Source organism: Candidatus Marinarcus aquaticus (assembly GCF_004116335.1).
In the GTDB taxonomy this organism is placed as follows: domain Bacteria; phylum Campylobacterota; class Campylobacteria; order Campylobacterales; family Arcobacteraceae; genus Marinarcus; species Marinarcus aquaticus.
Genome location: NZ_PDKN01000002.1, coordinates 1 through 12,185, shown reverse-complemented (window position 1 = coordinate 12,185; position 12,185 = coordinate 1). Strand labels below are relative to the sequence as shown.

13 protein-coding genes are annotated in these 12,185 nt (G+C 33.2%); 5 read left to right on the top strand and 8 right to left on the bottom strand.

The window, feature by feature from the left end; translation table 11 throughout:
* Positions 1 to 90: 90 nt before the first annotated feature.
* The 5 genes from CRV04_RS02680 to CRV04_RS02660 form a co-directional block, all read right to left on the bottom strand.
* The gene (locus CRV04_RS02680; RefSeq protein WP_128995130.1) at positions 91 to 1,989 is read right to left on the bottom strand and encodes a putative bifunctional diguanylate cyclase/phosphodiesterase; all 1,899 of its coding nucleotides are present in this window, start codon (positions 1,987 to 1,989) and stop codon (positions 91 to 93) included.
* Entirely contained in the window at positions 1,989 to 2,444 is a 456-nt protein-coding gene (locus tag CRV04_RS02675) for a hypothetical protein (protein ID WP_128995128.1), read from the bottom strand. Before CRV04_RS02675 ends, CRV04_RS02680 begins: the two co-directional genes overlap by 1 nt.
* Positions 2,444 to 4,384, bottom strand: coding sequence for a TonB-dependent receptor plug domain-containing protein (locus CRV04_RS02670; RefSeq protein WP_128995126.1), 1,941 nt, complete (start codon positions 4,382 to 4,384; stop codon positions 2,444 to 2,446). The genes CRV04_RS02675 and CRV04_RS02670 overlap by 1 nt, the downstream gene beginning before the upstream one ends.
* Before the next feature lie 152 nt (positions 4,385 to 4,536).
* A complete protein-coding gene (locus tag CRV04_RS02665; protein ID WP_128995124.1) occupies positions 4,537 to 4,980 on the bottom strand; it encodes a phosphoribosyltransferase in 444 nt (147 codons plus the stop codon).
* Between the two features lie 7 nt (positions 4,981 to 4,987).
* Complete coding sequence (locus CRV04_RS02660) at positions 4,988 to 6,289, bottom strand: NCS2 family permease (RefSeq protein ID WP_128995122.1); 1,302 nt, start codon at positions 6,287 to 6,289, stop codon at positions 4,988 to 4,990.
* Positions 6,290 to 6,470: 181 nt separating this feature from the next.
* Between CRV04_RS02660 and CRV04_RS02655 the strand changes: the two genes are divergently transcribed.
* Positions 6,471 to 7,328: a damage-control phosphatase ARMT1 family protein gene (locus CRV04_RS02655; RefSeq protein ID WP_164969107.1), complete on the top strand. Its 858-nt coding sequence runs from the start codon at positions 6,471 to 6,473 to the stop codon at positions 7,326 to 7,328.
* Here CRV04_RS02655 and CRV04_RS02650 read toward each other — a convergent pair.
* The 3 genes from CRV04_RS02650 to CRV04_RS02640 are packed head-to-tail and all read right to left on the bottom strand — an operon-like array spanning position 7,325 to position 10,197.
* Positions 7,325 to 8,035, bottom strand: coding sequence for a glycerophosphodiester phosphodiesterase family protein (locus CRV04_RS02650; RefSeq protein ID WP_128995118.1), 711 nt, complete (start codon positions 8,033 to 8,035; stop codon positions 7,325 to 7,327). The genes CRV04_RS02655 and CRV04_RS02650 overlap by 4 nt on opposite strands.
* 15 nt (positions 8,036 to 8,050) lie before the next feature.
* The gene (locus CRV04_RS02645) at positions 8,051 to 8,386 is read right to left on the bottom strand and encodes a cytochrome C (RefSeq protein ID WP_228126451.1); all 336 of its coding nucleotides are present in this window, start codon (positions 8,384 to 8,386) and stop codon (positions 8,051 to 8,053) included.
* A gap of 38 nt (positions 8,387 to 8,424) precedes the next feature.
* A complete protein-coding gene (locus CRV04_RS02640) occupies positions 8,425 to 10,197 on the bottom strand; it encodes an ATP-binding protein (protein ID WP_128995116.1) in 1,773 nt (590 codons plus the stop codon).
* 188 nt (positions 10,198 to 10,385) lie between these two features.
* Here CRV04_RS02640 and CRV04_RS02635 point away from each other — a divergent pair, with 188 nt between their 5' ends.
* The 4 genes from CRV04_RS02635 to CRV04_RS02620 all read left to right on the top strand — a co-directional run.
* Entirely contained in the window at positions 10,386 to 10,778 is a 393-nt protein-coding gene (locus CRV04_RS02635; RefSeq protein WP_128995114.1) for a NifB/NifX family molybdenum-iron cluster-binding protein, read from the top strand.
* Positions 10,779 to 11,090: 312 nt separating this feature from the next.
* On the top strand, positions 11,091 to 11,687 hold the full coding sequence (locus CRV04_RS02630) for a peroxiredoxin (RefSeq protein WP_128995112.1): 597 nt from the start codon (positions 11,091 to 11,093) through the stop codon (positions 11,685 to 11,687).
* Between the two features lie 8 nt (positions 11,688 to 11,695).
* The gene (gene trxA, locus CRV04_RS02625) at positions 11,696 to 12,013 is read left to right on the top strand and encodes a thioredoxin (RefSeq protein WP_128995110.1); all 318 of its coding nucleotides are present in this window, start codon (positions 11,696 to 11,698) and stop codon (positions 12,011 to 12,013) included.
* A gap of 46 nt (positions 12,014 to 12,059) precedes the next feature.
* The coding region (locus CRV04_RS02620) for an FAD-binding protein (protein ID WP_164969123.1) at positions 12,060 to 12,185 on the top strand (126 nt) is incomplete at its 3' end.

The window sequence follows — 12,185 nt, the reverse complement described above, 5'->3', positions numbered from 1 at the left end:
ATACTAAGAAAGTTAATGTTTGGCTTACTGGTATGTGCATAAACCAACTCTTTATGAAGAGCCTACATTCAATGATAGGTGTACACATGCCTACACTAAATCAGCTGGTTTACTGAAATAGTATCCTTGCGCATAATCCACGCCTAACATTTGAATTTCAGAGAAAATCTCTTCATTACTGACATACTCTGCAATGACCTTAATATTGGCCTCTTTTGAAAACTCCACAATGTTTTTAACCAATAAATAAGAGACTCTGTCCGTTAAAATATTTTTTATAATTTCTCCATCAATTTTGATGTAATCGGTTTTAATTTGTGTGAGGTAAATGAAGTTAGAATACCCACTTCCAAAATCATCAATAAAAATTTTATAACCCAAATTTTTAAGCATCAAAAGGTTCTCTTTAGCATCTGGACAATTTATTATATCTTCACTCTCCACAATCTCAATGCCCAATCGACTTCCTAATTGATCTTCACGGGCATACTCTATAAGCATTTTAAGAATGGATTCATTGATAATATCTTGAGGATTTAAATTGACATTAACACTGATATCAGGACGTTCTAAAAGCTTCTTACGACAAATTTTAAGTACGGTCTTAGTGATATTACGTAGAATAAACGTTCCTTTAATAACAGGCAATATTTGATACGGCATTAAAATATTTCCCTCTTTATCCCGCACTCTTAAGAGTGCCTCATAGTGAGAAATCTCTTGTGTTTTGGCATCCACAATGGCTTGATAATGACATATGACTCGTTGCTCTTCCATCGCATCTTTTATCTCATTAATAGAAAGTGTTAAACCATTTCCATTCCCTTGTTCATCGTAAACCTCAATGTTATTTCGACCTTTATTTTTTGCGTTATACAGAGCAATATCAGCCAGTTTAAAAGCATCTGAGAACGTACGTGATTTTTCTGGTACCAAGTTCACTCCAACAGAGATAGTCACTTCAATATACTCTTTTTTGGTCACATGAAAATGGTTCTCTTGAATATTCTTAAAAATTCTTTCTAAAACATTCAAAGCACTTAAATGATCGTCTCTTGTTGTTCGAATAAGAAGTAAAAACTCTTCCCCACCATAACGTATGACAATATCATCTTTCGTACGAATATTCAAAAGTATGGTATTAGCAACTTGTTTGAGTACTTTATCTCCTACTTCATGCCCATATGTATCATTGACTTTTTTAAAGTGGTCAATATCAATCGCAGCTAAAATATAATCATTCAAATTAACAAACTCTTGAAGTTCATGCAAGTAATTACGGTTATATACATTGGTGAGTTTATCAATATACGCTGTTTTTTTAACCGCCGTGTATTTGATGGTTTGAATAATCAATACCAGTAAAAAGATAGCAATAATAACAATGATACTCAAAATAGCATTTTTCATCCATTCAATGATTTGGTTGATATTCTCAATTTTTTTAATCGAAAAATCAATCACAAGAATCAACTCTACTTGGCCATTTTGTGAAATAGGAACCAAATAACTCATCGATAACTCTTGTAAAAATGTGTGTCGAATCATCAAAGGCTCTTTAATTTCATAAATTTCATTCCACTTAGGACTAAAGACATCCAGTTTTTGATTGACAAATGCTTTATCAGAAGGGTCTGACCCATCTGCTAAAAAACGAAATGTTCCTTTTTTATCTCGATAAATCACATACGCATATTTGATATTTTTAGTCAGTAACAATTCAAGGTTTTTTTCAATATGGTGTCGCAATGGCATATCTTTTTGAATTTGAGAGATGTAATCTTTTTCTGGATTAAGAAGGTTTTCAATGTTGTTTGCACTGTTTTGAGTGATTGAAATAACATCCAAAGTTGAAATTTCAAACATCTTATCTTCAATTTTGTCTTCAAGCTTAAAAGTACCAAAAAGCAATAAAATCAGAATGGTTGCAATTGAGAGCGTCAGAAGAATAAGATAGATAGGATTTTTAATAAAAAACCTCGTCTTCATCAAAAATCCTCAACGTATTTTTGATACGTATTGGGAAGTTGAATATTGTCTTTAGTCAGTCTGTTTTTAATAAACACAATATTGGGTCGGCTTTTATTCCAAAAAAATGCCCCATAAAACTTAGTGTCAGAAAGCAGTTTTTCATAATTATTGGTAAAAAAGAGTCGTTTTTTATTATAACACTTATGATCAATTTCCACACTTTTTTTCACATACACAAAATTGGCATTTTCACAATCTTTAGAAATTGTAAAATATCGTGAAAATGATTTCTCTTCGGCAACTGACATATTGGGAATAAACAACCGCACAGGTTTTTGACTTGATGATGTGGCAATGTTAAAAATAATTTTGGCTTCCAGTTCAAGCTCTTTATCATAATCATCCACTAAAAAGGTGTATTGTTTAGCCAACAATACTGAAGTAAGGCTCAGTAGAAGTAATAACTTTTTCATTAAAACACCCACTTCAGTGTCAAAATAGCGCTTCGAGCACGATCTTTAAACACATATTGTTCAGGATTATTCGTATCACTCATATCCGTATAAACCGTTTGTGTCGATTTATCTAAAAGATTTTCTACTTTTAATCCCAAACTGATATCATTACTAAAATAGTATGTTGCTCCCACATTCATATCAAAACTGCTTGGTACAGTAATCTCATCATAATCATAACTGTTTCGGTATACTACCGAACCAAAATACTCAAAGTTTCCTTTCTTAGCCATATATTTTAAAAAACCACCTCTGTCTGCATTGGTTGCAGAGCGATTCAATGTCGTGACAAAATAGTTAAACTGTAATTTATCGGTATTATTAAAAAGATACTCATAGTTAAAAATAAACCCTTCCGTACGAATCACATACGGCACATTGATAAATCCAACAGGAGTCAAATAAACAAAATCATTGATCCGAATGTTATTATATTGTAAACTTGTTTTTGAATTTTCAGTGGTGAAAACTCCTTCTAACGTATAAAATCGATACTTTTGAGTCTTGATTTCCTCTTCATTGGCACTGATAAAGTCAATATTATAAAAACTTGGTGGAATATAGGTTTTATTATAAAATCCTTTTAAACCAAAGTTTTGTGTAGGTGTATAGATAAATCCTGCACGATAAAGTGTCTCCGTACTATCATCCACAAAATCATTTCGTTTATATCGATCAAGCTTCAAGTTTCCAATTAACACCAAGTCATCAAAAGGTCGATACTCATCTTGTAATAAAAAGGAGTAAATGCTCTCCTCTTCAAAATCATTAAAGTGATCCACAGAGTAATTTGTGGTTATGTTTGTTGGAATAAACGTCTCAGTGTATTTTCTGTTTTTGACTTTATACTTGTTGTTTGTATAGTTAAAAGCTGTAAAGAGCGTATGGTCACCAAACTGTGTCGATTTTGAAAGATAAAGATTTTTCTTGGTTAATTCTAAATCTTCCATGTAAGAACTGATATTATAAACAGGTATATAAGGGTTTCGAATAGGCACAATGGATAAACCACCGTCATTTTTTTGGTAAAAAAAACGATTGTTAATGTCATAAGAGAGGTTCAGCTTTAAAGATTTATCCTCTAAAAAATAGTGACTTACATCAAAATAGATACTTTCAGCTTTGATTGTGCCTTCATCAGGGTCTAAATCTTTTGATAACGATAAATAGGCATCTTTGTCAAGATGACTGTAGGCCAAATTGATTTTGGTACGATCATTGCTTAAATCAAGATAATAATATTCTCGTTGTGAATCATTATCAATCGTTTCAGAATAGTTGGAGTCACTCTCATCATTCACGTTGTTTCTGCTTGCAAAAAAGAGATATGACCAGCCATTACTCAACGTTTGTGAATGCATCACGCTTTGTGTATTCGAACCATTGTCTGTAACCTTATAAACAATCTCTCCACCATTGATTTTTTGAGCATTTTTCGTATAAATACGGATAAAATAGACTCCCGTTGAGTTTCCCAATGCAAAGGAACTGTCTCCGTAATAGACCTCGATATAATCCACAAAGTCTAAAGGCATATCTCCCCAAGTAATTGATGAAGACTGAGTATGAATAGAGCTTATCTCATGGTCATTGATAAAAAAACGGAAAAAACCACTCACACTCACACTGGTACCAGAAAGAGCTGAAGAGTTGACTCCAAATCGATTTTTATTAAGGTTTTTTCGAGGCAACTCTTTTAAAATATCATCCAAGGTGTCATACTGCATGAGACGAATCTCTTTTTGAGAATAGACAACAACATGCCCCATCTTTTCATCTACGGTTTGCAAAGAGTTTAAAGAGGTGCTTTCATACTCCTCTAGAAGTGAGTCTAATGAGTCAGCATTTGCATAAAGTGAGTGAATAAAAAAAAGCAGTAGAACCAGAATATATCTCATTAAAAACCTATATGAATTAAATTATTTTAAAAACGTTATCATTTTAACAAAAGAAAGTTACATTTTCACCCTTTAGGGTGAAAAAATATCTTTATATATTATTTAATTTTTACGAAACTTCGAATTTGTAACAATAATATACTTTTAAAAGATTAAATATCGACTTCCCAAAGAAAATCAATCCAAGCAGGTGCCTCTTTAACCGTAAAATCTGGGGAAATCAAGGCCGTTTTTTTATAAAAAAGTGTGGCCAATTTAAACTCAACATGAGGAAATTTTTCATTGAGTATTTTTAAAATTTCTACCATGGTTTCACCTGTATCGATAATATCATCTAAAATCAACACTTTTTTGGCTTTACTTAAATCAGGGATATTAAATATATCAAACGTATCCAACTTTTCTGTTTTATTGTAATGAATCGAATTAAGAGTAAACACATTTCGATTATCCAATGCTTGCCCCATAAAGTGTGAAAGCGTTAAGCCTCCTCTGGAGATACCCAAAAGCACATCTGCACCATAAGGTTTGACCTTATTGATTAATACTTTCGTATCTTCCAAAAACTCGTTGTATCCGTAATAATATTTTTCCATATAAAATCTATCCTTGTAATATAAAAACTAAAAAACTGATTAAAGTGATTAAAAGAATACCGATATTTAAATCTTCATACTCTTTTTTGGCCACTTTGATAAACGTATAGATAACAAAACCTGCTGCTATACCATTGGTGATTGAAAAGGTCAAAGGCATCAATAACACAATAAAAAATGTACCTGCACTCGTTGCAAAATCCATTTTTTTAAAATTGATTTTTCCAAGTTCAGTAAACATCAATACTCCAACCACCACGAGTACTGGGTAAATGGCATTAGAAGGAATGGATTTAAAAATAGGCAACATAAACAGCGTTGTTACAAAAAACAGTGCAGTAAACACAGCCGTTAATCCTGTTCGACCACCCGCTTCAACGCCACTGGCACTTTCAATAAAACTTGTGGTCGTTGAAACCCCAAGCAGACTTCCTCCAACGGTTGAAATGGCATCGGCTTCAAGTGTTTTTTGAAGACTTTTATCCTCTTTATTGTTCTCTTCTTGAAACAAGTTAGCCCGTGCTCCAACACCTGTTAATGTTCCTAAGGTATCAAACATATCCGTAATTAAAAAAGTTACGATGATGGGCAAAAGAGAGAGGGAAAGTGCACTTACAATATCAAGTTGCAAAAAGATAGGTGAAATTGATGCAGGTACTGAGATGAACTCTTTAGGCAAAGAGCCTATTCCAAAAGCCCACGCAATGCCAGAGGTGATTGCAATGGAGAAAATAAATGCCCCTCTGATTTTATGTGCGTAAAAAAAGAAAGCCAATACCAAACCAATCAAACCTAAAATCACATTAGGGTTTGAAAAATCACCCAATTTAACCAGTGTGGCATCACTGCCAACAATCATACCCATCTGTTTTAAACCAATAAACGCAATAAAGGTACCAATACCCGCACTGATTGCTCGGCGTAAATTCAGTGGAATTGACGTCATAATCCAAACACGAAAGTTTGTAAATGACAAAATCACAAAAATAATCCCCGATAAAAAGACAATCCCTAAAGCCGTTTGCCATGGAATTTTCATTCCAAGAACCAATCCGTAAGAGAAATAAGCATTTAATCCCATTCCCACACTCATAGCAATAGGCGTATTGGACCAAAGCCCACTAAACAAAGTTGCTAAAATAGTAATCAAAGCCGTCGCAGTAACAACAGCATCCATTGGCAAACCAGCATCTGAAAGAATAAACCCATTCACTGGTACGATATACAACATGGTTAAAAAAGTAGTAAAGCCTGCTGCAAACTCTGTTTTGACATTCGTGTTGTGTTTTTTCAGTTTAAAATAACCCAAAATCTCTTCCTCTACAAAAAATCGTTGTGATTGTATAAAAGTCAAATGATAAAAAGATGACAAACCTCATAAGCGTTTGGAATTTTACAAAAATATCGATAAATGTTCTATTTTTTTATGCTTTAATAAGTAAGAAAAAACGATAATAGCAGACCAAAAACTTATGAGGTTTATAAAATATATGAATATTACAAATGATTGTGTACACTGTATTGTAGGGCAAATTGACAAAGCCATTGACCATTTACAACTCGATGAAAAAGAGGCTTTAGAGATTCAAAAAGAGGTTGAAAAACGTTCAAAAAGTTTTTCGTTTGAGCACACACCTCCCTACGTGGCACGTGATGTATATGAATATTTGGCACAAAAAACAAACTGCGCAGATCCACTTGAGTCCATCAAACAAGCCTCTATTGAAAATGCACTGACATTTGTGCCTTTTATTGAAAAAAAAATACGACAAGAAGATGACAAACTCTTTACTGCTATTAAAGCCTCTGTGGCTGGAAATGTAATTGACTTTGGAGCCAAAGAGCAGTTCAGTTTAGAGCAAGAGATCAACAAAGTATTTCATACCAACTTTGCAATTAACGACTATGCAAAATTGGCCAAACAAATTGAAACCAAAAACAATATTCTCATACTCGCAGACAATGCAGGTGAAAATGTATTTGATAAAATTCTTATAAAAATCATCACACGGATGTATCCAGAGAAAAAAATAACCTATGCCACACGTGGGAAACCCATCATCAATGACATCACCACCAAAGAGGCTTTTCAAATTGGCATTGATAAATTTGCAAATGTTGTCAGTACAGGAGTCGATACCCCAGGTTTAGAGCTTCAAAGAGCTACCACGACATTCAGACATATGTTTGAAAAAGCCGATGTCATTATCTCAAAAGGGATGGGAAATTTTGAATGTTTAGAGTCACAAAAAGACAAACGCGTCTTCTTTTTATTTAAAGTCAAATGCAATGTCGTGGCCAATGCCATTTCAAAAAATGTGGGAGATATTATTCTAAAACAGGGTTAATTTGAAGGCATAAAACCTTCAAAAATAACCGCATTGGCTTTTTTTAAAGCCTTTTTTTGCTCTTGGGCACTGTTGACTGTCCAAATAATTATAGGCATTTTAATCATCGTGCAAAAACGTACAATCTTACTTTTCAGTAATGATTTATTCAACGATATAAAATTGGGTTTTGTGGCATCAAAATAATAGATAAAGTTAAAAAAATCACGCAACGATACCTTCTTTCTCTCTTCCCCAAAAAGCAGACCTCTTGGTATCTGCGGTGAGTGGTTTTTAAACCATTTTAAACTTTGATGGTTAAATGAACACACAGCATACTCGCCATGATATTTATCAAGCAATTTAGAGACTGCCTTTTCAAGTTCACCGTTATACTCAAACACTTTTAACTCTATTAATAAAGGGACTTTTCCTTGAACCAAATCCAAAACCTCTTTAAGCAATGGAATATGTTCTTGATTGTTTCCCAATGAGAGTATTTTTAACTCTGCGTACTCTGTTTTGTCAACTTCCAAATCTTTATTGGTTAAACGAAAAGTATTCAAATCATGAAACACCACCACTTTACCATCTTGAGTGAGTTGAACATCCAGTTCAATACCATAACTATGCTCTATGGCTTGAGCAAAAGCATTTAAAGAGTTCTCACACACATTTTTTGTATGCAATCCTCTGTGTGCAATGGGAGAGTTAAAAAGCCACTTCATACGAACTCCTTTGTTTTAATCAAACTTCATATCATAAATATAAGCACTGATCTCTTCAAGTGTTTTTTTGTCATACGATAACATCGGCATTAAACCATACTTTAAAATGGCATTTTGCATGATAGAGGTCTCTTCATTAGGCGCATGAACCCAATTGGACATATACAACACAAAATCATCTTTGTTTGGAAATGCTCTTAAATAATTCTCTTTGACCTCTTTGATTGAAGGTGCTGAAATAGCTTTGGTTTTGTGATGACAGGTCACACAATTACCATCAAAGAGTAAACCGGCATAGTTTGAAGCCAATCCAATATTATATAATACCATGAAAAGAATAAATTGTTTCATGCTATCTTTATCCTTTATCTTATTTTGACTAGTTGATGTTAAACTTTAGGAAGTACAATCACAAAATTAGCACCAAAATACTCTTTTCCATCCACAACAAAGTGAGCATTTTGGTTCGAAATATCTCCGTCAAAGTGTTTTGAAATAATCTCTTTACTCATATAAAGTCCTATTCCTGTACCATTACTTTGATGTTTGGTTGTAAAGTATGGATCGAAGATTTTTTCATTATACTGTTCATCAACACCACCCCCACTGTCATGAAACTCTAAAAAGAGTGCTTCTTTGGTCTCATAGGTTTTAATATAAACCATTTTGTTCTCATTACTGACTTGTGCAAGTGCATCTTTTGAGTTATTAAAAAGATTTAAAAGCACTTGTGAAAGCTCACTTTTATAACCTCTGTACATGATGGATTCATCCAAATCAAAAAAGACATCAATGTGTTGTGTGTTATAAAGTGCTTTAATAATATTGTATGTTTCAAATACAAGAGTAGAGAGACTGAAGTTGACCTGTTCTTTATCTTTTTGGAAAAAGGTTCTGAAATCTTCAATGGTATCTGAAAGAAATTTGGTGTTGTGCATGATACCATTGGTCAACTCCAAAAACTCCTCTTTATTTAAATTTCCAAACTCATATTTGATTTGTAAACCACTTGTTGCAGTCGAAATGGCACTGAGTGGTTGTCGCCACTGATGCGCAATATTTCCAATCATTTCACCTAAAGCCACAAGTCTGCTTTGTTGTGCAACGATGATATCTTTTTTACGGCTGTTTTCAATCTCTTTTTTTATTTTAGATTTCAACTTTTGATTATACGTACGTAATACACTGTTCAAGTTCACCTGTTCTTGCCGTTTTAAATAGTTGTAAATCAAAACCATACTTAAAACAAACCCAACAATAGCACTGAAAGATAGCACTAAAGCGATATTTTTAAAGTAGTCCAAGTGTCCAGTTTGTACTTCGTGTAAAGGAGAGAAAAAAACCGTTGTGGCCATGAGTTTTCCATCAATATCTTTAATGTGATAATACGAAACAAAATAACCATCCATGGTCTCATAACTGTTTTTAGCCCAGAAACGTTCCACCCCTTTTTGACGTACATAATCAACAATTTTTGAGTTTACATTGATATTGGCCACATAATAATCATCAATAAAGAGTTTTGTATAGGGTTTTTTCAGTTGATTTTTATAGGTTTTATCCACTAAGATAATCGGTTCAATGCCATCTGCTTGGATTTTTTTTGTAATGGAATTAAATTTGGTAATGACTTCCACACTGCCAATAAACGTTTCATTTTTAAAAATAGGCACCATCGATTTAAACGTCATGTCAAAAATACCCGTACTGATCGTATTCATGATTTTGGGGTTTTGATGCATTCTTTGTAAATCTTTTCGTACATTAAGCACATTATCACCCGCTTTTTTCGTCCAACTTCGATACAGACTGGTGCCATTTTTGTCAATAATATGAATCCATGTAGAGCGATAATGGGTTTTTTCTTTTAATAATTGCGAGAGTTGTTCCATTTGTACTTTCACACCCTCACCGTTGAGTAAGAAGTTCTGAACACTTCTGTCTTGTGAAAGTACCAATGCAATAGAGAGTGTCGAATTTTGTTTATCCGACATCAAAGATTGCATATTTTTTTCATTGGTGTGTGCTTGCGTTTGGAAAATATCCTCTTCAATATTTTCAATGCTTCCAAGCAATTCTTTAAATGCAAATAATGAAAAAACTATCAGTGTTATAATAATAGTATATAAAAGATAATTAATATTTTTTCTTTTCTCAGTCATGCTTAATTATACACTATTTCTACTTCAAAAAATGTTTTAGTATAATGACATCTTATATAAAAAATTATCTATTGATAAAATTCTTTTTTTATATTTGACTCTAAATTAAAGGCTAACTCAAGTAGAAATTGTATAATTAAACTTAAATCGTGGTATAATCTACGATTATAATTTATAAAGGTTTACACATGAAAATAGCAATTCCAGTAAAAGACGAAAACTTAACTTTTTTTAGCAATGCAGGACACACACCAAAGTTTGCAATCTACTCTTTGGCAGGGTCAGGGATGTTCAAATCATTCAATTTAGAAAACATCATTGCTAATCCACGAACAGATCTTGACCATCATCATGCCCAAGAGGATCATGTATGTAGTCATGACCATGATGATGAAGAGCATATTGCACAACACAACAAAATGGGGACAGCTTTAAAAGAGTGTAACTATATTGTTGTACAAAAAGCGTGTAAAAATACTGCAAATTCTTTTATATCACAAGGTATTAAGATTGTGAAATACAATGGTGATTCCTTAGAAGTAGGAAAAATTTTGCAAGAGACTTCAGCGCAATTCATATAACACAAGCAGCAATAGCTGCTTGCGTCTTAAAATAAATAACTCTAACAATTAATTAATAATGATTGTAAAATAGAATTAAAAAGTTTTATATAAAGTATTTAAAAGAATACCTCCTATACTTTTTTAATCCCAAACTTCACTTCATCTTATTCTTATTGAATCGCAGTACACAAATAGTGTAAGCAATAATTGCATTTGAAAAACTCTTTTATTAAAGGATAATTTTTATCCTTTAATAAAATTTATTAATATTTATTTAAATTTAAATCGTTATACTTTCAACACAAGAAAAAAATTATTTAAGGAAAAAAAATGTTAGTAACAAAAAAAGCTCCCGATTTTACAGCAACAGCAGTGCTTGCTGATGGACAAATTGTAGAGGATTTTAATTTATATGAAAATATTAGTGAAAAAGGTGCCGTGTTATTTTTCTGGCCACTTGACTTCACATTTGTATGCCCATCAGAAATCATTGCGTTCTCAAAAAGAGTCAAAGATTTTGAAGAGCGAGGGATTCAAGTTATTGGTTGTTCTGTAGATTCACAGTTCTCACACTTTGCATGGAGAGAGACTCCCGTTGAAAATGGGGGAATAGGACGAGTGAAATTTCCAATGGTTGCAGATTTGAGCAAACAAATTTCAAAAGATTATGACGTATTATTTGCAGACTCTGTTGCTCTTAGAGGATCATTTTTAATTGACAAAGATGGAACAATCAGACACGCCGTTATCAATGACTTACCACTTGGAAGAAACATTGATGAGATGATTCGAATGGTGGATACCATGATTTTTACCAATGAGCATGGTGAAGTGTGTCCAGCAGGATGGAACAAAGGTGATGAAGGCATGAAAGCTTCAACTGAAGGTGTGGCTGAATACTTAGGTAAAAATGAAGACAAATTATAGGATTGATTATGGCAAAATATATAGATTTAACACAAGATACAATTGAACAAACCATTAAAGAGGGAGTTTCTCTCGTCGACTTTTGGGCTCCTTGGTGTGGACCTTGTAGAATGATTGCACCTGTTATTGAACAGTTAGCCCAAGATTTCGAAGGGAAAGCAAAAATTTGTAAAGTCAACACGGAAGATGAACAAGATTTAACAATGAAATATGGTATTCGTTCTGTTCCTACTATTCTTTTTGTAAAAGATGGCGAAGTGCTTGACCAAATTATTGGAGCAACCTCAAAAGCTGCTCTTGAAGAGAAATTAAATACATATTTATAAAATTTAATGACAAGGCTTGCCCTTGTCTAAAAGCGAGGATTATACGATGTTAGACTTAGCGATAATAGGGGGAGGGCCAGCTGGATTAACAGCAGGTTTGTACGCGACACGAGGTGGATTAAAGAGTGTAACCATGTTTGAAATGGGGATGCCAGGTGGACAAATCACAGGC